Source organism: Myxococcus sp. CA033 (genome assembly GCF_013336625.1).
Taxonomy (GTDB): Bacteria; Myxococcota; Myxococcia; order Myxococcales; family Myxococcaceae; genus Myxococcus; species Myxococcus llanfairpwllgwyngyllgogerychwyrndrobwllllantysiliogogogochensis.
Genome location: NZ_JABUMU010000005.1, coordinates 409,645 through 429,590, shown reverse-complemented (window position 1 = coordinate 429,590; position 19,946 = coordinate 409,645). Strand labels below are relative to the sequence as shown.

At 69.4% G+C, this 19,946-nt stretch carries 20 protein-coding genes; 7 read left to right on the top strand and 13 right to left on the bottom strand.

The window, feature by feature from the left end; genetic code table 11:
- Positions 1–2: 2 nt before the first annotated feature.
- The 3 genes from HUA78_RS16805 to HUA78_RS16795 form a co-directional block, all read right to left on the bottom strand.
- A complete protein-coding gene (locus tag HUA78_RS16805; protein WP_174476715.1) occupies positions 3–524 on the bottom strand; it encodes a hypothetical protein in 522 nt (173 codons plus the stop codon).
- 63 nt (positions 525–587) lie between these two features.
- Positions 588–1,376: an endonuclease/exonuclease/phosphatase family protein gene (locus HUA78_RS16800; RefSeq protein WP_174456499.1), complete on the bottom strand. Its 789-nt coding sequence runs from the start codon at positions 1,374–1,376 to the stop codon at positions 588–590.
- 51 nt (positions 1,377–1,427) lie between these two features.
- Positions 1,428–2,372: a LysR family transcriptional regulator gene (locus tag HUA78_RS16795; RefSeq protein ID WP_174456498.1), complete on the bottom strand. Its 945-nt coding sequence runs from the start codon at positions 2,370–2,372 to the stop codon at positions 1,428–1,430.
- A 70-nt stretch (positions 2,373–2,442) separates the two neighbouring features.
- On the opposite strand from HUA78_RS16795, the gene HUA78_RS16790 reads away from it, so the two are divergent.
- Complete coding sequence (locus HUA78_RS16790; RefSeq protein WP_174456497.1) at positions 2,443–3,807, top strand: MFS transporter; 1,365 nt, start codon at positions 2,443–2,445, stop codon at positions 3,805–3,807.
- 51 nt (positions 3,808–3,858) lie between these two features.
- Here HUA78_RS16790 and HUA78_RS16785 read toward each other — a convergent pair whose 3' ends face one another.
- Together HUA78_RS16785 and HUA78_RS16780 are read right to left on the bottom strand one after the other, a co-directional pair.
- Complete coding sequence (locus HUA78_RS16785; RefSeq protein ID WP_174456496.1) at positions 3,859–4,329, bottom strand: NUDIX hydrolase; 471 nt, start codon at positions 4,327–4,329, stop codon at positions 3,859–3,861.
- A complete protein-coding gene (locus tag HUA78_RS16780) occupies positions 4,326–5,330 on the bottom strand; it encodes a DUF2380 domain-containing protein (protein WP_371745600.1) in 1,005 nt (334 codons plus the stop codon). Before HUA78_RS16780 ends, HUA78_RS16785 begins: the two co-directional genes overlap by 4 nt.
- Positions 5,331–6,259: 929 nt before the next feature.
- On the opposite strand from HUA78_RS16780, the gene HUA78_RS16775 reads away from it, so the two are divergent.
- Positions 6,260–6,967, top strand: a complete 708-nt coding sequence (locus tag HUA78_RS16775; protein WP_174462810.1) for a DUF2339 domain-containing protein — start codon at positions 6,260–6,262, stop codon at positions 6,965–6,967.
- A gap of 1 nt (position 6,968) precedes the next feature.
- Entirely contained in the window at positions 6,969–7,643 is a 675-nt protein-coding gene (locus HUA78_RS16770) for a hypothetical protein (protein WP_174476714.1), read from the top strand.
- On the opposite strand, the gene HUA78_RS16765 is transcribed toward HUA78_RS16770, so the two are convergent.
- Together HUA78_RS16765 and HUA78_RS16760 are read right to left on the bottom strand one after the other, a co-directional pair.
- Positions 7,627–8,640, bottom strand: coding sequence for a serine/threonine-protein kinase (locus HUA78_RS16765; RefSeq protein ID WP_217442502.1), 1,014 nt, complete (start codon positions 8,638–8,640; stop codon positions 7,627–7,629). The two genes, HUA78_RS16770 and HUA78_RS16765, sit on opposite strands and share 17 nt — an antisense overlap.
- 87 nt (positions 8,641–8,727) lie before the next feature.
- A complete protein-coding gene (locus HUA78_RS16760) occupies positions 8,728–9,879 on the bottom strand; it encodes a hypothetical protein (protein WP_141641590.1) in 1,152 nt (383 codons plus the stop codon).
- A gap of 270 nt (positions 9,880–10,149) precedes the next feature.
- On the opposite strand from HUA78_RS16760, the gene HUA78_RS16755 reads away from it, so the two are divergent.
- Both HUA78_RS16755 and HUA78_RS16750 read left to right on the top strand, forming a co-directional pair.
- Positions 10,150–10,620, top strand: coding sequence for a YqaA family protein (locus HUA78_RS16755; protein ID WP_141641589.1), 471 nt, complete (start codon positions 10,150–10,152; stop codon positions 10,618–10,620).
- 159 nt (positions 10,621–10,779) lie between these two features.
- The gene (locus HUA78_RS16750) at positions 10,780–12,492 is read left to right on the top strand and encodes a lamin tail domain-containing protein (protein ID WP_371745599.1); all 1,713 of its coding nucleotides are present in this window, start codon (positions 10,780–10,782) and stop codon (positions 12,490–12,492) included.
- Positions 12,493–12,553: 61 nt separating this feature from the next.
- On the opposite strand, the gene HUA78_RS16745 is transcribed toward HUA78_RS16750, so the two are convergent.
- On the bottom strand, positions 12,554–13,732 hold the full coding sequence (locus HUA78_RS16745; RefSeq protein ID WP_174462807.1) for an AI-2E family transporter: 1,179 nt from the start codon (positions 13,730–13,732) through the stop codon (positions 12,554–12,556).
- 120 nt (positions 13,733–13,852) lie between these two features.
- On the opposite strand from HUA78_RS16745, the gene HUA78_RS16740 reads away from it, so the two are divergent.
- Positions 13,853–14,269: a DoxX family protein gene (locus tag HUA78_RS16740; protein WP_174466544.1), complete on the top strand. Its 417-nt coding sequence runs from the start codon at positions 13,853–13,855 to the stop codon at positions 14,267–14,269.
- A 4-nt stretch (positions 14,270–14,273) separates the two neighbouring features.
- Here the strand turns inward: HUA78_RS16740 and HUA78_RS16735 are convergent, their stop codons facing one another.
- Positions 14,274–15,521, bottom strand: coding sequence for a threonine/serine exporter ThrE family protein (locus HUA78_RS16735; RefSeq protein ID WP_141641586.1), 1,248 nt, complete (start codon positions 15,519–15,521; stop codon positions 14,274–14,276).
- A 149-nt stretch (positions 15,522–15,670) separates the two neighbouring features.
- Between HUA78_RS16735 and HUA78_RS16730 the strand changes: the two genes are divergently transcribed.
- Positions 15,671–16,486, top strand: coding sequence for a pseudouridine synthase (locus HUA78_RS16730; protein ID WP_174462804.1), 816 nt, complete (start codon positions 15,671–15,673; stop codon positions 16,484–16,486).
- 4 nt (positions 16,487–16,490) lie between these two features.
- Here HUA78_RS16730 and HUA78_RS16725 read toward each other — a convergent pair whose 3' ends face one another.
- The 4 genes from HUA78_RS16725 to HUA78_RS16710 are packed head-to-tail and all read right to left on the bottom strand — an operon-like array spanning position 16,491 to position 19,946.
- Positions 16,491–17,072 carry an alpha/beta hydrolase gene (locus HUA78_RS16725; protein WP_174476712.1) on the bottom strand — a complete coding sequence of 194 codons (582 nt, stop codon included), beginning with the start codon at positions 17,070–17,072 and terminating at the stop codon, positions 16,491–16,493.
- 16 nt (positions 17,073–17,088) lie between these two features.
- A complete protein-coding gene (locus tag HUA78_RS16720) occupies positions 17,089–17,913 on the bottom strand; it encodes an aminotransferase class IV (RefSeq protein ID WP_174476711.1) in 825 nt (274 codons plus the stop codon).
- A 21-nt stretch (positions 17,914–17,934) separates the two neighbouring features.
- Complete coding sequence (locus HUA78_RS16715) at positions 17,935–18,504, bottom strand: aminodeoxychorismate/anthranilate synthase component II (RefSeq protein ID WP_174476710.1); 570 nt, start codon at positions 18,502–18,504, stop codon at positions 17,935–17,937.
- Positions 18,501–19,946, bottom strand: a complete 1,446-nt coding sequence (locus tag HUA78_RS16710; protein WP_174476709.1) for an anthranilate synthase component I family protein — start codon at positions 19,944–19,946, stop codon at positions 18,501–18,503. Before HUA78_RS16710 ends, HUA78_RS16715 begins: the two co-directional genes overlap by 4 nt.

Genomic DNA, 19,946 nt, shown 5'->3' with positions numbered 1-19,946 from the left:
GCTCAATGACTCGAGGCGGGAAGCAATTCCGGTGGAATGGGATGCGCCGCGTCTTCCGACTGCCACACCACGCTCGTCACCCACCAGCGCGCGCCGTCGAAGTAGAGCTGGATGTAATTGACGCCCCGCGAGAGCGAGCCTTCTCCGGGGCCTGTCCGCGTCTCGTAGGTCGAAGCCACATGCGCGATGTTGCCGTACCGGCGCGTGACGCGATTGATTTCCCATTCGCGAAACCCGGCGCGGACGAGCGGCTCCGTGGCCTCCACGAAGCCCTGGTGGTCCCAGATGGAGACCTTCTGGCCAATCGACACGAAGTGAATCCATGGGCTGTAGAGCGTCCTGTCGCGTGCCCACTGCCGGGGTGCGTCGGGGGCGAGGTTCACCACTTCGTAGAAGGCCTTCATCACCCCATCGATGGAGGCCACGTCCCCGGGGCGGGCGGGAATCGTCTCCACGGGGACGGAAGGTGGCGCATGGGCGCATGCGGTCAGGGCGAGCAGCAGGCTGAGGAGGGTGGTTCGCATGGACATACCATCGGAGTCCTCCCGGGGCTGGCGCTATCAGGATCTTGCGCGGACGACCGCGTGTCAGCGGAACGTGGCCACCAGCGGGTTGTGGTCGGACGTGTCGCCCACGTCGATGACCTCCGAGGACACCAGTCGCTCCACCATGCGCGGTGACGCGAAGACGTAGTCGGTGCGGTAGTCGATGGTGACGCCACCCCGGTTGCGCCGCGCCGTCACCCACTTCGTGGACCCGGCCCGCGTCGGCAGCGTGTCCACCCAGCCGAAGTCCTCCACGTCGTCGATGACGTCGAAGCGCGGCGGGTGTCCGTACTTGTCCGTCCCCGCGCGACGCAGCCTGTCCTCCAGGTCCACCGGGTACGGGTCCCTGCGCGACAGCGAGTTGAGGTCTCCGGCGAGCAGGTACTGCCCGTCCCGGAACTTCGCCGGGTCGATGAGCGAGCGCAGGTAGCGCGCCTCCACGTAGCGGAGCCTCTCGTGGTGCGCGTCGAAGTGCGTGCCGAACAGCGTCACCGGTCCGTTGGCCTCCAGCTCGCACTCGACGATGCAGTGGCCCAGGAAGTGGCGGTCATTGTGGATGCGCAGCGAGCGCAGGGGAGGGCGGCTCACCACCGCGACGTGGTAGCTGCGCCCACTGGGGCGCGAGCGGGACTGACCCAGCACCACGTGCGCGTCGTCCTGCGGCACGTCCAGCGCCTCGGCCACCCGACGCAGGCGCCCGCCGTCTTCCCAGCCCAGGCACTCCTGGAGCACCAGCACGTCCGGTGAGGCCCGGGAGAGGAAGGTGGCGATGTCGTCGAACCGCTCCTCGCCTCCCTGCAACACGTTGAACGTCATCACCTTCAGCGACATGCGACAGCCCTCTCGCCCGTGGGCTCCCGTCACCCGCCCACGCGCGACAGGCTATCGCACCCGCTGCCCCGAGGGCGCTCCTCCACGCCTGCCTGCTCCCCAGGGCTCCGGCATCGCGCGCACGCTCTCCACGATGAACGACTTGAGCTCGCGCGCCGCCGCCGTGAGGTAGCCCTCGCCCCGGTGGACCAGCGCCACCTGTCGCTTCAGGCCGCTCTTCGCCAGCGGCACCACGTCGAAGCCGCGCGCCGCGTGGTCCCTGGCCATCAGCTCCGGCACCAGCGCGATGCCCAGTCCGCGCTCCACCATGCGCCGCATCGCCTCCGCGTTGTCCGTCTCCATCGCGACCTTCGGTGTCACTCCGCGCGCCTCGCACTCCGCCTCCAGCGCGCGCGTGCCGCTCATGCTGGGGATGACCACCCACGTCTCTTCCACCACGTCCCCGAGCGTCACCGGCCGGCTGCTCTTCGTGAGCCGGTGTCCGCGCGGCACCGCCAGCATCAGCACTTCCTCCCAGAGCTTCTGCGACACCAGGTCCGCCCGTCGCACGGGCAGCGACAGGATGGCCAGGTCCAGCGCGCCACGGGCCACGCCTTCCTCCAGCGTCGACGCCATGGCCTCGCTGAGCCGGGGGCGCACCTCCGGAAACCGCTGCGCGAAGGCCGGGATGATGTCCGGTAGCAGGTACGCTCCCACGGTGTGCAGCGTGCCGAGCGACACCGGCCCGCGAGGGGTGTTCGACAGCCGCTCCAGCTCGGAGGTACCCGCCGCCAGGGCATCGAGCGCGCGCCGTGCGTGGGGCAGGAACCGCTCCCCCGCGTCCGTCAGCACGGCGCCCCCGGGCGTGCGAACGAGCAGGCGAGTGCCCAGCGCCGCCTCCAGCGACTGGAGCTGGCGGGACAGCCCGGACTGGGACAGCCCCAACCGTTTGGCGGCCCTGGAGAGGCGGCCTTCCTGGGCCACGCGGAGGAATGCCTGGAGCTGTTCGTGGGTCATGCGGATTCCGCATGGAGTCTATGCGGAAGTTGCGATTTCCGCATGGGGAGCCCCCGGTTACACGTGTGCCATGGATGGAAGCGGCTTGACGGTGGAGCCGGTGTCTTCCGCACGGCCTGGAGCGGCGCGGCGGATGGCCACTGGCGCGGTGCTGCTGGCCCTGGTGGTCAGTGCCTTCGAGGGCACGGTGGTGACCAGCGCCATGCCCACCATCACCCGGGAGCTGGGCGGACAGCACCTCTACTCGTGGGTCTTCTCCGCGTTCCTCTTCGCGTCCACCGTGGGCGTGCTCATCTCCGGGAAGCTGGCGGACCGGCTGGGACGCAAGCCCGTCTTCTTCGCCGGCATGGGGTTGTTTCTCGTGGGCTCCGCGCTGTGCGGGCTCGCCCATTCGGTGGAGGGGCTCATCGCCTTCCGTGTGTTGCAGGGGCTGGGCGCGGGCGCGCTTCAGCCCACCACGCTCACCATCAGCGCGGACCTCTACACGCTGCGCGAGCGCGCCGCCGTTCAGGGGCTCTTCACCGGCGCCTGGGGCGCGGGAAACGCGGTGGGGCCGCTCATCGGTGGATGGCTGGTGATGCACGCCTCGTGGCGCTGGGTGTTCCTGGTCAACGTGCCCGTGGGCCTGTTCGCCGCGCTGCTGCTGTACCTCTCCTATCGAGACCCGCCGCGTCGCACGGACGTGAAGTTGGACCGCTGGGGGCCGGTGCTCGCGGGTTCGTCGGCGGCGATGCTCCTGTTCTCGCTGGAGCCTGGGCATGCGGAGCTGCGCTGGTTGTGTCTGCTGGGCGCGGTGGTGGGGGCCGCGGCGCTGGTGTTCCAGCAGCGTCGGTCGGAGGCGCCGCTCTTGCCGATGGAGTTGGTGAAGGACCGCACCGTGCTCAGTGGCGTGGCGGGAGGCATCGCGGGCGGGGCGTTGCTCTACAGCATGGCCGCGTGGGTGCCGCTGTGGATGACGGAGCAGGGCGGCCAGACGCCCATCGTCGCGGGGCTGACGCTCCTGCCGATGTTGCTGGGCTGGTCGGTGGGCTCCACGTTTGGCGTGAAGCTGCTGGTGCGCGGAGGCATGCGCTTGAGCGCGGGCGTGGGCTTCGCGGTGGCCGCGACGGGGGCGGGGCTCCTGGCGCTCACCGCCGCGTATGATTGGGGCACGCTCCCGGCGCTCGTCTCGCTCGCGGTGCTGGGCATGGGGCTGGGGCCGGCGGCGAGCACGTCGCTCATCGGACCGCAGTCGCGCGCGCCCTGGCATCACCGGGGCATCGTCACCAGCAGCCTCTATGCGACGCGACTGCTGGGTGGCTCGCTGACGGTGGCAGCGCTGGCGCTCGCCCGAGGCCACTTCGCGCTCCAGTTCGCGATTGCTGGTGCGATGGCGGGCACGGTGGCGCTGCTGCTGGCCGTGGTCGCCCCCGGCAAGATGGCCAGCGAGCCCTGAGTTCACCTGATAGGGCGGTAGAAAATCCTGAGCAGGACGCGCTGGTTCCGCTCAGGCTTCGTCGTCCGGCAGCAGCGCCCGGAGAAGCTCGTCGTCAGGGCCGAGCGGGCGCCAGCTCGCGGGGGGCGGATTCGCGCGGAGCGCGACAATCACCCGTCGAGTGCGCTCCGAATAGGCTTCTGGAGTGGAGCCCGACCAGAGGCCAAGCGCCTTGGCGACCTGGAAGCGGGTCACATCATCAAGTTCGGCTGGCCACCCGTTGGGAAGGCCTGCTGCCAACTCCCGCGCGAGCAAGTCTCGAACGAGTCGTGTGACCTGCTTCCGTCGTTCCGCTTCAGTGCGCAACCCGGTCAACACCTGCACCCCTGCGACGTCATCCTTGCCAAGCTCTTCGGCCAGGGCGTACAGCGGGACAGCAGGACGTGCATCCGCGAAGGCGGTCAGCGAGTCGAAGCCACGCTCGCGGACCCGTTCATAGAGGCGGGCCTTCCAATCCCCCTGCCATGAACGTCCGTCGGTCATCGGCTGCGCCCCTTGGTGAACTTCATCGGAATGTCGTAGAGCCTCATGTTCTCCGCGACGATGCTCAGCACCTCATTGCGCGTCAACTTCTGCCCTGCCGACAACTCCGCATCATTCAGGGTGCGCATGATCCTCCTGTTCCATTCGTCGGGCCATATGCGCCCCAGCTTCCAGTTCCCCCCGCCGTGAATCGCCTCGTGGTGGGCCCGTTCCAGTCGAACACAGAACTGGTCGATGTCCAGGTCACCCTTGAAGCCGCGCTGCTCGAACCACTCGCGATGCTCCTTGGGCATGACGTGGTGCTTCGGAGCCTCGGACATGCCCGCTCCCGCTCTGCCCGTCACCTGCATGCCGCGCACCTCGGGACTGTCCCCCAGCGCGTCGCGCACACCCTTGGGTAGGCCTTGGTGGGCCTGCGCCATCATGACCTGACCGCCGTGGATGCGGACGGCCGCGCTCACTGCCGGAACGGAGATGACGCCCGCCTGCACGAGCCTTCGCATCATCTCCACCCACTCAGCGGAGACGACGATTCGCGAGCCCGCCATGACTCCCCCCGAACTCATCGTGAGGCCCACGCCGAGCGTCGCAGGTGTGGCCGGGGGCAGCCGTGGCAGCGACATCTTCAGCGAGGAGATCAGGGTGACCATCTCCAACACCTGCATGGCCACCAGGACCTTGCCTCCATCCTCTATGGCCGACAGTCCATCCGAACGAAGCGTGTTGAACTCCCGGGTCAATGTCCCCATCAGTTCGGGCATCCCGAGTGCCGCCGCCTCGACACGGTCAGGGTCCTGGGAGGCGAGGTCCGCCAGCGCGGTCTCCATCAAGCCCCGAACGCGGTTGAGGTCCACGAACTGCTTCTCGATGCCGCACATGAAACACTCTCGGAGCAAGGCGTCGGAGAGCTGAAGGAAGTCGCCCCAGGTTGCCAGCAGCAGCGTCCCGAACATCGCGGCCTGGAGCTTGGGCCCCGTCATGCGAAGAATCCCCAGCTCCATGGCCGGATCCCCACCTCCGAGGCCACTTCCGTCAGTCCGGTCGTACTCTCGAGCGCGCCGCGAATCCACGTCGCCTGCTTGTCGCCATGATGGAGAAAGCGCGTGAACACCTCGCCGTTGACGCTCCGGCCATCGAAGCCAGGCCGACGCGTCGCCATCTTGGACAACGCGGACTCGACTCCTTTCAGCGAGCCCTTCGCCTCGTTGATGGAGTCGAGGAGGGCTTGATGCGTTCGTTCAGCGCTTTGCCTTTCGCCCCCGACGGCGCCCGTGGTTGTGCCAGGTCCCGCGCGCGTCGCGTCAGCTCGTGGAGTCGCGTGTCGCCTCTGTCGGGGTGTGTAGCTCAGCGTTTCGCCACGCCCGGGAACCTGCGTCACCGAGGAGCATCCCGCGGTCAGCAACGCCACGACCCAGAGCAGAGCGTCAACGCGCATCGTCCACCCGCAGGCCCATCGAGGCGAAGGCCCCCGGTCGCAACGGGACCTTCAGCGCGGGCAACAGCAGCGTGTCCCTCCCCAAGTCTTGGAAGAATTCGCAGGAGGTCTCGCCATTCGTGAATAGGACAACGCTCCCAGAGGGATGGGGCATGGGCAGGAATCTCCGAGCGCCGCGCGAGAGGGGTTCGCGCAAAGGCAGACTCAAGGTACTGCCAGCCCGTCTGGACTTGAACGACGTGGTGGGTCCAACAACCATGAAACCGAAGCGCAAGAGGGCCACCGAACTGGGGCAGACTCAGTTCAGGGAAAAGAGCCGTGAGCCGGTAGCGCTCGTGCGCGCTGTGCAGCGGCCTCCCCACGGTGTGCCGCGCGCTGCACACCGTGAGCCCGCCCCGCCGCGCAAACGTGCGTGATGCCGTGCGTCAGCGGTTGGCAGGTCCGATGCAATCGGAGCCTCCCCACACGCCACGGGTTGGCGGTGGAGGATTGGCGATGACGGAGATGATGGCGAAGTGGGACGTGAAGGTATTGGGTGGGCTCGGCGGCGCATTGCTGGCCCTGGCCGCTGTGTTCCTCTGGCGGGACCTCCACATGCCCGTGGAGGCGCTCCTCATTCTGGCGGCGGTCGCGACGCTGGCCCTGGGCTTCCTGGCGGTTCCTCGCGGAGGACTGCTGATCTTCCCCATCGCCGTGCTCGCCACCTCCGTGACAGGAGGCCTGTGGTACGCGGCGACGAAGCAACCCTTGTTGCTCGTGGGACTCGCGCTGACGTTCATCGCGTCCGTCATCATGTTGCCGCGCTCGCTGCGTCGCGGTGACACGCAACTGGAGCGAATCCGTGACGTGCTCGTCTGGTTCGGCCTCACCGCCGCGACCATCGCCACGTCGTGGACCTTCTACTTCCACTTCCTCACCCTGGGCGTCGCGGAGGACCACATCGCGCGTCGGCTCGTGCTCACGCTGGGCTGGCTCGTCATCGGCGTGGTGCTGGTGTTCCTGGGCCGCAAGCGGGGCGCTCCCGTGATTCGCGACGCGGGCTTCTGCTTCGTCGCCATCTCCGTGGGCAAGACGCTCCTCTATGACACCGCCCACCTCGACGGCTCCCTGCGCGTGGCGGGGCTCGCCGCGGCCGGTGCTCTGATGCTCGGCACCGCGTGGCTCTCGGCGCGGTCGACCCCGGCCACTCCCCGGAGCTCGTGACATGGGGCCCCTGCTCTCCTGGATGGGCGCGCTGTGGCTGACGCAGGCGACGCCCGTGGCGTGCTGGTCGCATGAGGACCCGACTCCGGGCTGGAAGCGCGTGGAGCTTCCTGCGTCCGCGCCCCAACTGGCCGCGCCGGTGGACGTGGACCAGTTCCGCTCGGGTGAGCCCGTCCTCGTCCGGGAGGCCAACGTGGGGACGTACTTCGGCGGCCAGCACGTGGGCACGGGCCGCATGGCCTTCCGCTTCCAGGTTCAGCCCGGCACGACGCGCCTGGAGCTGGACTTCCTTGGCTCGTTGCGCGGCGCCAAGGTGGATGCCACCGCCTACGTGGGGCCTCGCCCCCTGCACCTGCTCGACGAGCGACGCATCCCGGGTTCAAGCCTCATGCTGGAGTGGGGCTCGGAGGAGGTGGGCGCGGTGGTGGTGGAGGTCCACTACCACCTGCGCGAGCGGCCCGTGGTGCAGTCCTGGTGGGCGACCCGCCGCGTCTGGCCCGAGCGGGATGCCGCGCTCCCCGGCGAGTTCAAGGCCGCGCGCTCGCTCTACTTCTTCCACCCTGGCGGAGGCCGCGTCCTCTCGTTGTGCCAGCAACCGGACCTCACCCCGCGCACGTCCCGCTGGCCCCAGTTGGGACTGCGACTCGTCACCGTCGCGCTCAAGCCGACTCCTTGAGCGCCCAGGGCCACAGCTTCGCCAGCGCGGAGCGCAGCTCACCCGCGCTGGCGTAGCGGTCCTCGGGCCGCTTCTCCAGGAGCTTCAACACCACGCGCTCGAACGGGCCGGGCAGGCTCGGGCGCAACGTGGTCGGCGGCACCGGAGCCTGCTGCACGTGCAGGAACATCAACGGCACGGGCTCGGTGTGACGGAAGGGGAGCTGTCCCGTGCACAGCTCGTAAGCCACCACGCCCAGCGCGTACAGGTCCGTGGTGGGCGACAGCGGAGGACTGCCCATCACCTGCTCGGGCGCCATGTACTCCGGTGTTCCGAGCACCGTGCCCTGCGCCGTCGTCCCCACCACATGGGTGCTCTTGGCGAGGCCGAAGTCCATCAGCTTCAGCACGCCCGCACGGGTGATGAAGAGGTTGGCGGGCTTCACGTCCCGGTGCAGCACCCCCCGGCCATGCGCGTGCTCCAGCGCGACGGCCGCGTGCGTGAGCCAGCGCAACGTCTCCGCGAGCGTGGGCCGTCGCTCCAGCATCCGCTGGCGCAGGTCCATGCCGTCGAGGAGCTCCACGGTGAGGAAGTGCCGGTCTCCATCCAGGCCCACGTCGAAGACGCGCAGGATGTTCACGTGCTCCAGCGCCCGCGCGTGCTCCACCTCCTGACGGAAGCGCGCCACCGTCGACGGCTCCGCATGCGGTGTCGCAAGCACCTTGAGCGCCACCCGCTGGCCCTGGCGCAGGTCCTCCGCCTCGTACACCGTGGAGCTGCCTCCGGCGCCGAGCCAGCGCTCCACCCGGTAGCGCTCGCCCACGAGCTGTCCTGGCACCAGTCCGCGCACCGTCGCGGCCGGAGCAGGCGCGGGCGTGGGAATGCCTTGCAGCCACGTCCCGTGCGGTGACATGGGCGTCACCGCGCGCAGCGTCTCCGCCAGCGACACCGGAGGCGGGGGCGTCACGGGCGCGAGAGTCGGTGTCCGCGCCACCACCGCCGCGGGTTCCAGGGACATCCCTCCGAGGTACACCACGCCTCCGGAGTCTTCTTCCGTCGAGCCCACCGCGCCTCCCTCGGTGTCCGTTGGCCCCGTGCTCTTCGCTCAGGGGTCCAACAGCGAGATGTGCGACGGCGCTCCCGCGCCTTCGATGTCCAGGTGCGGCGTGGGCAGGTTGTACTCGGCGGCGGCGCTGGTGGCCTCCACCATGATGGGCCCCGCGATTTCTGGCGGCTCGCCTTTGCACAACACGTCCACCACGTGCTCCACGGTCCACTTGCCCAACCGGTTCACGACCAGGCGATTCCCATCGAACGTCGACGTGTCCGACAGGTCCTCGCTGGCCCCGAGCTTCACGTCCACCGAGTCGCCCAGGTAGCCCCGCGCCAGCGCCAGCACGCGGTCCACCACCGAGTTCCACGCCTGGAGATGCGTGCGGTCCTGCGCCTCGTCCATGATGTCCAGACCCACCTGGAGCTTCTCCATGCGCTCCAGGAACTGCTGCACCAGCGGGCCTCGGATGACGCGCCCGTGCTGCGGCGCGATGATCTCCACCGCCGGAGTGAGCTTGCGGATGGTGGCCACCACACGGGCCAGGGCGGCGTTCACCGGCATGTAGATTTGATGGAACGCGCGGATGCCCGACCAGTCGGACTCGTCCGCCCACAGGCCCTTCGCGTTGGCGTCGGTGAGGCCGCCGAACAAGTCACCCGTGAAGAGCACCCGCGTCTGCGGGTCATAGAGCATCACCGCGCCCCGGAAGTGGCAGAAGGGCGAGGGCACCGGCAACAGCTTGTGCCCGGTGGGCACGCTCAGTCCCTGCGCGAACTTCTCCGTGGGGATGAAGCGGTTGCGCGGCAGGTTCTGGTGGACGATGAGCCTCCAGGTGTCCTCCGAGCACAAGAGGCCCGCACGAGGCGCATACCGCGCGGAGATGATGCTCGCGGACGAGCCCACGTCCGGGTCCTGGTGGTTGATGAACAGGGCCGACAGCCGCTCCATGCCACCGATGAGCGACGTCACCTTGGTGTGGATGGTGGAGAAGTCGCTGCTGGAGCCCGGGTCGATGAGGAGGTTGAACTCCGACGCCCGCTGCGTCTTCGTGTCCGTGCCTCGGAACCGTCGGAGGTAGGGGTTGGCGTAGAAGATGTTCCCGGGCTCTCGCTTGCCCACCCAGAACGTCTCGGGGGCAATCTCCACGGGAACGATGCGGAGGTCGTTGCTCAGGCCCGGGGCGGGGAGGTCGCTGCTGCTCATGACGCGGAGGTCCTTCGCGGTGGAGTGAGGTTCCCCGGCCCATAGCAAGGGGTGCGCCGCGGCCCGTGTCCCCTCGGGATGCGTGGCGTGGGCGCTCGTCGCGCGCAAGGTCTGCGCACCGCGGCATGCCCGCGCAGTTCATGCGGGGGGCCGCGAGCCGCGCGGTGCGTCGAGCGCTCGCACGCGAGGTGGGAGCAGGCGGCTTCGAGGTTTTCCCTCGGACGCTTCCAGCCGCGTGGCACACTGCTGGGGCCGCTCGCACCCACCACCATGCCCGACGCAGCCATTCTCTCCACCTGGGGGCTCCCAGGTCTCTTCCTCGTCGCGATGCTGGCGGGTTCCGTGGTGCCGGTGCCGTCCGAGGCGCTGCTCGCCGCGCTCATCTATGGCGGCACGCCGCCGATGCTGGCCACGGCCGTGGCGACCGTGGGCAACGTGCTGGGCGCGCTGTCGCTCTACGTGCTGGGTCTGTGGGTGGCGCGCGGCGGAGGCGGTCCGCTGGGTCGCTGGTATGCACGTCGGCGCGCCAGCGAGGGCCCGCGTATGCAGAAGGTCGAAGCGCGGCTTCGCACCTGGGGCGCACCCGCGCTGGTGATGTCGTGGGTCCCCATCATCGGCGACGCGTTCGTCATCGCCGGAGGCGTGGTGGGCGTGAAGCCCCTGCCTTTCGTCGTATTCGTCACGCTGGGCAAGGGCCTGCGCTACGTGTTCGTCGCCCTGTCCACCGCCGCATCCCTGTAGGGCGATGCCGCGTCATGTTTCAATCGTGTTTCACGCGCCTTCCTTGCGCGACATCCGGATAAGTTGAGGCTGTGGCCTTGGGTGTGGATTGCCTGGACCACCCGTTCAGCAGTCGTTGCCGACCTCAACAGCTCCCGTCTGGGAGCAGGACCGGACTTCGTGCGAAACAACCTCGCCGTACCAACGCGTGTGCTGTCGTCGTGGCGCCAATGGCTCGTGGCGCTCTTCCTGGGACTCGCCGCTTGCGGTGGTGAGGGCGTGGAGCCCACCACCGGGGAGCCGTCGCTCGGTGAGCGCCAGGACTCGCTGGCCAACGTGCGCATCCGGGTGATGGCCGCGAACCTCTCCAGCGGCACGGGGCAGGACTACGACCCGGGCCACGGCATCCGCATCTTCCAGGGCACGGACGCCGACATCGTGATGATTCAGGAGTTCAACTACCTGACGGACTCCGCCGCGGACCTCCGGACCTTCGTGAACACCGCGTTCGGCACGGGCTTCTCGTACTACCGCGAGGCCGGCGCGCAGATTCCCAACGGCATCATCAGCCGCTATCCCATCATCGCCTCGGGCGAGTGGGACGACCCGCAGGTCACCAACCGCGACTTCGCCTGGGCGCGCATCGACATCCCGGGGCCCAGGGACTTGTGGGCGGTGAGCGTGCACCTGCTGACGTCGAACGCCAGCACGCGCAACACGGAGGCGGCCAGCCTGGTCAGCCGCATCCAGGCCAACATCCCCACGGGGGACTACCTGGTCATCGGCGGCGACTTCAACACCAGCAGCCGCTCCGAGGCGAGCTTCAGCACCTTCTCGCAGGTGGTCTCCACGGCCAGCCCCTACCCGGCGGACCGCAATGGCAACACCAACACGAACGCGGGCCGCAACAGCCCCTATGACCACGTGCTGGTGGACAGTGATTTGCGGCAGTACCAGACGTCGGTCGTCATCGGGAGCAGCTCGTTCGCCAACGGCCTCGTCGTGGACACGCGGGTGTACTCGCCCATCGGCGACCTGTCCCCCGCGCTCGCGGGCGACAGCGGCGCGACCGGCATGCAGCACATGGGCATCATCAAGGACTTCCTCGTTCCCGGGGACTCGGTGGCGTCCAGCGTGACGGTGACGTCGCCCAACGGCGGGGAGAGCTGGACGACGAGCAGCGCGCGGACGATTGCGTGGACGTCGTCGAACGTGACGAACGTGCGGGTGGAGTACACGCTGAACGGCAGCACCTGGACGACGCTGTCGTCGAGCACGCCCGCCTCGGCGGGGAGCCTGTCGTGGATGCTGCCGGCCACCGCGAGCACCACCGCGCGGGTGCGCGTGACGGACACGTCTGACGCCAGCATCACGGACACCAGCAACGCGACGTTCTCGATTACCACGGGCGGCGGTGGCGGCACGGGCACCCTCATCATCAACGAGGTGCTGGTGAACGAGGCCGGCTCCGATGTGAATGGCGAGTTCGTGGAGCTGGTGAACACGGGCACGGCGGCGCTGAGCGTGGCGGGGTGGACGGTGTCCGACTCCGCCAGCGTGCGGCACACGTTCCCCAGCGGCACCTCGGTACCCGCGGGCGGCGTGCTGGTGGTGTTCGGCGGCGCGGCGGGAATCCCCTCGGGCACGCCGGGTGCGGTGGCCGCGACCACGGGCACGCTGGGCCTGTCGAACAGCGGTGACACCGTGACGGTGAAGAACGCGTCCGGCACGGTGGTGGACACGGCGACGTTGTCTTCCACCATGGCGGGCACCGACGGCGTCTCCGCGAACCGCAGCCCGGACGTGGGCTCGAGCGCGACGTTCGTGCTGCACACCAGCCTGTCCAGCCTGTCGACCTCGCCGGGTCGGCGCGCGAGCGGCGCGTCGTTCTGATGTAACCCTGGCACCGCGCTCCTGGCTCCTGCTTCAGGCGGGAGGCAGGAGCGCGGGTGCCTCAGTGACTTTCGCGGACCGTCGACGTGAGCGCGCCTTCCGGGCTCGAGGTCTTCGTCGACAGTGCAGCGTCTGGACCGCGCCCATCGCTGGGGCCGGGCGTCGTCGGGCTGTCGGGGCCTGGGTGGTTGCGGCCGTAGTCGCGCTCGTGGATGCGGACCAGGGCCAGGAAGAAGGCGACGATGAGCGGGCCCAACAGCAGGCCCACCGTGCCGAACGCCGCCAGGCCGCCGAGCAGCGAGAAGAAGACGATGGCCCCGTGCTGGTGCATGCCGCGCTTGGCGAGCAGCGGCTTGACGATGTTGTCCACCAGGCCCACCACCACCGTGCCCCAGATGGCCAGGAACAGCGCGGCCCAGGGGTGTCCGCTGAAGAACATCAACGCCGCGGCCACCAGCACGACGAGGGCGGCGCCCACGGCGGGGATGAGCGCCAGGAAGAAGGCGACGCCCGCGAAGAACAGGGGCGCGGGAACTCCCGCGAGCAGGAAGCCGATGAGCGCCGCGAAGGCCTGAACGCCCGCGGTGGCCAGCGAGGACAGCAGCACCGCGCCCGACACGCTGCGGAACTCGCGCATGATTTCCAGCGTCTCGCCGCGTCTGAGCGGGGACACGCTCTCTATCCACTGCACCAGCTCTCGCCCATCCGTGAGGAGGAAGAAGAGGGCGATGAGCATCATCACCGTCTGGAAGGCGATGGAGCCCGTGGCCGCCACCGCTCCCGTCACCGCGCGCGCGGCCGTTCCACCCTGGCTGCTCACCTGCTCCTGGATCTTCTCGTCCAGGTGCGCTTCCTCCATGGGCAGCCGCTCCATCAGGCTCTCCACGCCCTTGCGGACCGGCCCCGGCAGCTTCTGCACCAGACCTTCCACGCCCTCCTGTTGCACCGTCTTGGTGACGAACTGCGCACCCGACGACACCTCGGCGACCACGAAGGCCGTGAGCCCTCCCAGGGGCAGCAGCAACGCGAGGACGACCATCGTACAGATGAGCCCGGCGGAGATGTTCTTGCGCCCGCGCAGCTTGCGCGTCAGCCGGCTGTGCAGGCCGTAGAAGGCTCCGGCCAGCACCGCGGCCAGGAAGATGCCCTTGGCGAAGGGCTGGATGACCAGCGCCAACAGCACGATGGACAGCAGGATGAGACCGGTGAAGACGCGCCGGGCGGTCTGCTCGGATGCCATACCCGTGAAGTTAGGGCGGGTTCCCCAGGAGGGAAGGGGGGAGCGGCCCCCATGGCTGCCCGCCCGGTCTCCAGCGGAGAAGACTTGGGCCCGGGCCCCAGGCGGCTAGAGTGCCGCGCCATGCCGGCTTTCGAATCGACTCAGTTCACCGCGTGGCTGCTCCAGGCGCTGTGCTCCGCCTTCCTCGCCATCCTGTTCCTCCAGTCCGGGCTCGACAAGGTCATCGACTGGAAGGGCAACCTGGGTTGGCTCACCGGTCACTTCGCCAAGAGCCCCCTGCGGGGTGTCGTCCCGTTGATGCTCGGTGTCATCACCCTGATGGAGCTGGCCGCGGGCGCGCTCAGCGCCGCCGGACTGGTGGCGCTCATCGCCACGGGCAGCGCGACCCTGGCCTTCTGGGGCGCGCTGGTGTCGGCGGTGTCGCTGGTGGGCCTGTTCTTCGGTCAGCGCATGGCCAAGGACTACGCGGGCGCGGGCGGCCTGGTGCCGTACTTCCTGCTGTCGCTCGCGGCCATCTACTTCACGCGCCTGGGCTGAGGCTTCACAGCACCTTGCGCGGCGGGACGAGCGCGTTGGCGGACAAGAGGCCCGCCACCAGCGCCACGGCCACCATCAGCATGTTGAAGGCCGTGTCGACTCCCGCCACCACGTCCCGCTCCAGCAGCGAGGACAGGCTGCGGAAGCCCACGCTGCCGGGCACGAGCAACATCAGTCCCGGCACGACGATGGTGACGGAGGGCTTGTTCCTCAGTCGTGCCAGCGCGTTGCCGCCGATGCCCAGGAGCAGCGCGCCCACGAAGGCGCCGAGCTGCGGCCCCAGGAACTCCGAGCCCAGCCGCGCGCCGGTGAAGGCGAAGGTGCCCGCGGCGGCAATCCAGCCCCAGTCGCGAGGGCGCGCGCGGAACAGCACGCCAATGGCCACGCCCGCCACGGCCAGGGCCGCTGCCTGCGTCCATGCGGGCAGCGCGGCGACCGTCGGCGCGACGGGGGGCGGAAGCAGCTCGGACAGTCGGCTGCCCAGCGCGACGCCGAAGCCGAGCTGGAGGAACACCACCGCCGCGCCCGTGAGTCGCGAGGTGCCGGAGATGAGGTGGCGCGTGGCCAGCTCGTTGAGGGCCACCGTCAGCGTCAGGCCCGGCAAGAGGACGATGAGCCCCGCCAGCGTGGCGATTTGAATCGACAGCGGGCCGATGACGCTCGCGGCGAGCACGGCGAGCGCCGAGGAGAGGATGGCGGCGACTGGCTCCAGCACTCGCGCGGTGGAGGGCTGTCGCTGCGTCACCACGCTCAACAGGCCGATGAGCAGGCTGCTCACCGTCGCCACCGCCATCTCCTTCAGCCCACCGCCGAAGAGTCGAGCGCCAGCCCCGCCGGCCAGTGCCCAGCAGAGGACCTGGAGCACCGGCCCGAAGCGCTGCGGACGCGCGAGGATGGCCTCCACGCGCAGGGCGCCCTCGGCGGGCGTGAGGCGTGCCTGGATGACGTCGTCGGCGAGCACGTCCAGCAGCGTGAGCCGCTCCAGGTCCATGTCCCCGGGCTCCACGCGGATGAGGCTGGTGCGCAGCGCTTCAGGAGGCCCGAAGGACGCGAAGAGGGACGTGGGGGTGGAGAAGAAGCGGCCCTCCAGGCCCAGCCGCTCCGACACGCGCTGCATCAGCCCTTCCAGCCGGTGCGCGGGGGTGCCGTAGCGGTGCAGCGCTTCAGCCAGTCGCAGCGTGAAGGCGACGGAAGGCCCCGGGGGAGGCGGGAAGTGTTGGAGCGAAGCGGCGATTTCGGGAGGGACGGCCACGGCGGCGCAATGGCAGAGGCGCCCGGGTGGAGTCAAATGGCGGTGCCGTGACGTGCGCCTGTCCGCCGCCTCTCCCTCGGGCGAAGGTGCTCGTTGGTTCTCCAAGGTGGACATGGGATGTCGGGGTGACGAAGGGAGGAGGCGAGAGGATGGCGCGAAGGAGCAAGACGCCCCGGTGGCTGGAGGCGGCGCGGCGCAGGGGGCCAGAGGCGTCGTCGGAGGACGGCCGCTCGGACTGGCTGACGCGGGCGCTGGGGCGCGCCGGGGTGCTGTCTCGGGTCGAGGCGGAGGCGGCCATTCGCGCTGGACGGGTGGAGGTGGACGGACGCGTGGAGCTGGAGCCCTTCGCGCCGGTGCGGCCCGGTGGGGTGGTGCGCGTGGATGGACGGGCGTGCTCGCTCGCGGCGTCGACGCGGGTGTTGATGTTCCACAAGCCGTCGGGTCCGGTGGTGCATGGCTCGGACCCGGAGGGCGTGGGCACGGTGTTCGAGCGGCTGCGCGCGGTGCTGCCCGAGTCCCTGCGAGGCTTCGAGTGGTACGCGGTGGGGCGCTTGGACCGGGACACCACGGGCCTGTTGTTCTTCACGAACGACGAGCGGTTCGTGCGGCATGGCACGGCGCCCGAGACGCACCTGCCCAAGCGTTATGTCGCGCGCGTGTCGGGGCGGCCCGGGGCGGTGGCGCTCCAGCGGTTGCGAGAGGGTGTGGAGCTGGAGGATGGGCTCACGCGTCCTGCGGAGGCTCGGCTGCGCGAGCCCGACGTGGTGGAGTTGACGCTGACGGAAGGGCGGCACCACCAGGTGAAGCGGATGCTGGCGGCCGTGGGACATCCGGTGCTCGCGCTGCACCGGGAGGCCGTGGGCACCGTGGTGCTGGACGTGGCCGAGAGCACGTGGCGAGCGCTGCGGGACGAGGAAGTCTCCGAGGGGCTGGGTTTTCGTCCGGAGGCGCCCGAGGTGGCCTGAGTGACTACTGCGTGGGGCGCGTGCCGAAGTGTGACAGCAGCGCCTCCAGCACCGCGGGCTCGCGCGGGTTGTTGAAGTGACGGCCCCCCGGGACGACGAGGACCTCCGCGCCGAGGCGCTCCTCCCAGAACTGACGGTTGCGGCGCCAGTCGGAGGTGAACGGGTCTCCGTCCGAGAGGACCACGACGCAGTGGCCCAGCGCCGCGCGGACGCGAGCGAAGTCGATGGGCGTGTCGAGCCAGGGCCGCAGCGAGCCCCACGTCTTGTCCACCTCGAACCAGCCCGCGACGAGGACGGCGCCTTCCACGCGGTGTCCCTCGGGCATCGCGGCGAGGTAGCGGAGGATGGTCTGACAGCCCACGCTGTGGCCCAGGAACACCGTGGAAGGTGGCGGCACCGGCCCCAGGGATTGCGTGAGCGCGGACACCCAGCCCGCGATGGTGGGCGCGGCGGGCTCGGGCATGTCGAGCGTGACGATGGAGTCGAAGGGCGCGGGGGGCTGACGCAGTCGTTCCTCGAGCCAGGGATAGAAGTCGGTGTTCGGACGTCCTGCCCAGCGATGAACGACGACGAGGGAACGGCTCATGGCCGCTCAGTCTGCCTCAACCCTCGCGCGACGCCATGGCCAGGACGTGCTCCCGGATTCGCGCCGCCAGTGACAGGCTGTCGGGGAGGGCGTGGCCCAGCAGGCGCGACACACCGGTGGCCAGCACCGCGGAGTTGGTGAAGACGCAGGCCCGAGCTTCGGAGAGTCGCGCGAGCGGGAGCGCGCGTTCCACGACGGGCAGGTCGTCGAGGTGCCCCGCGTCCAGGAGCACCTCGCGGATGATGCCGGGCAGGCATGGTGCATCCAGGGGAGGCGTGACGAGCGCGCCGTCCAGGAGCACGAAGAGGTTCGCGGTGGGCAGCTCGCACGCGTGCCCCAGATCATTGCCCAGCACGGGGAGCCGCTGCATGAGCGAGTACTGGCGGAAGTACGAGAGGCCCTTGTGGTTCGGCATGGGCTCACCGTGGCGGTAGGCACCGGCCTCCACGGTGTCCACGGCGCGACCTTCGCGCTGGAGTCGCTCGGCGTCCGGCGAGGGAGCCCGGAAGGTGAGCAGGAGCCGACCATCGCTCGCGGTCAGCTTGCCGATGCCGGTGAAGCGCGGACCGAGCGCGGAGTCTGACTCCAGGCATCGACGGAGGACTTCTCGCACGGCGTCGGGGTGGAGCAGCTCGGACGGTGGCGCACGGACGGTTTCGGGGAAGGACGCGACGCTCGCGGCGAGGCGCTTCAGATGCCGGGCGAGAAAGAGCGGGATACCGTCGTCGATGCGGAAGGTGGTGAAGAAGCCCGCGCCGAAGAAGAAGCCCTGCGCGTAGTCGTGCAGGGGCAGGTCTTCCCAGCGCCTCACCTCGCCATTCACCGCGACCGTGGAGAACATGCGTGAGGGCTCCGTCGTGCCTTAGCGTCGAGCCGCCAGGAAGTTGGCGAGCAACCGCGGGCCGTGCGTCGTGAGGAAGGACTCGGGATGGAACTGCACGCCCTCCAGCCCGGGCAGGGTGCGGTGACGCATGCCCATGATGAGCCCTTCATGCCAGGCCGTCACCTCCAGGCAGTCCGGGAGCCCCTCTTGTTCCACCACGAGCGAGTGGTAGCGCGCGGCGGTGAAGGGGCGGGGCAGCCCGTGAAAGACGCCCTGCTCTGCGTGTTCGACTTCCGCCGTCTTGCCGTGGACGGGCACGGGGGCGCGCACGACTTTCGCGCCGAACACCTGCCCGAGACACTGGTGTCCCAGACAGACGCCGAGCAACGGCACGCGCCCACCGAAGGCGCGGATGACGTCCAGGGAGATGCCCGCGTCCTCGGGAGTGCCCGGGCCCGGAGAGATGACGATGCGCTCGGGCTGGAGCGACTCGATGTCGGCCACGGTGATGGCGTCGTTGCGCACCACCTTCAATCGCGCGCCCTGGGCTCCGAGCGCCTGGACGAGGTTGAAGGTGAACGAGTCGAAGTTGTCGATGAGGAGAATCATCGCGCGCCTCGAGTCGCGGAGAGGGCGAGGAGCTGCGAGCGCGCCTTGTTGAGCGTCTCCTTGTATTCCTGGCGCGGCTGCGAGTCGTGGACGATGCCACCCCCCACCTGTGCGTAGGCTCGGCCGTCCTTCACGAGCAGCGTGCGGATGACGATGTTCAGGTCCAGGTCGCCGGTGAAGGACACGTAGCCGAGCGAGCCGGTGTAGAGGCCGCGCGCGTGAGGCTCCAGCTCGGTGATGAGCTGCATGGTGCGAATCTTCGGCACGCCGGTAATCGTCCCACCGGGGAACAGCGCGCCCACCACGTCGAGCGGCTCGATGCCCGGGGCGAGCTGGCCCGTCACCTCGGACTCGATGTGGAGGACGTGGGCGTACTCGACGATCTCCATCAGCTTCGTCACTTCGACGGAGCCGTAGGCGCAGACGCGGCCCAGGTCATTGCGCTCCAGGTCCACGAGCATGGCGTGCTCGGCGAGTTCCTTCTCGCTGGTGCGCAGCTCCTGGACGAAGCGAGCGTCCTCCTCGGGTGTGCCTCTGCGCCGGGTGCCGGCGATGGGGCGGGTGATGGCTCGGCCCTGCTCCACGCGGACCAGTCGCTCGGGTGACGTGCTCACGACGTGGAAGCCGTCGCCTTCGAGGTAGCTGGCGAAGTGGACGGGGTTCGTGGCGGACAGCGTCTCGTAGAGCGCGAGCGGGTCGCCGGGGAAGTCGACCTCCAGGCGCTGCGAGAGGTTGACCTGATACGTGTCCCCGGCGCGGATGTACTCGCGCACGCGCTCCACCGCGTCCAGGTAGCCCTGCTGCGTGAAGTTGGAGCGAGGCTCCACGGTGGAGGTGCTCGGTGGTGACGGGGGCTCGGTGGGGACGGCTCGATGCACGTGGGCTTCGAGTGCATCCAGTCGTCGTGCGCAGTCCGTCCAGTCGGAGCCCGTGGCGATGGCGAGCAGGTGGCCTTCGAGGTGGTCCACCGCGAGGAAGGTGTCCACGAAGGACAAGGCGATGTCCGGCACCTTCAGGTCATCGTGGGGATGTCGCGGGAGCTTCTCGAAGTAGTGACTGGCCTCGTAGGCGAAGAAGCCCACCGCGCCGCCGAGGAAGAGGGGCAGGCCGGGAAGGCTCACCCCCCGCCACTGCTTGAACAGCGCGCGAAGGGTGTCCAGCGGAGCGCCCACTTGGGGCTCGTCGTTGACGAAGCACTGGTTGCCCTTGGCGGAGAAGCGGAGGAACGGCTGCGAGCCCAGGAAGGAATAGCGCCCCTCCTCGCTGACCCGGGTGCTCTCCAGCAGGAACCGATGTCCGGAGGGAAGGGCGCGCAGCAGGTCCACGGGACGCAGGGCGCCGGGCTCCAACCGTCGGACCACGGGGACTTGATTGAAGCCCTGGGCCACGAGCGCGTCGAAGCGTGCTCTGTCCAGCGGAGGTGGAAGCGGCCGGGTGCTCAT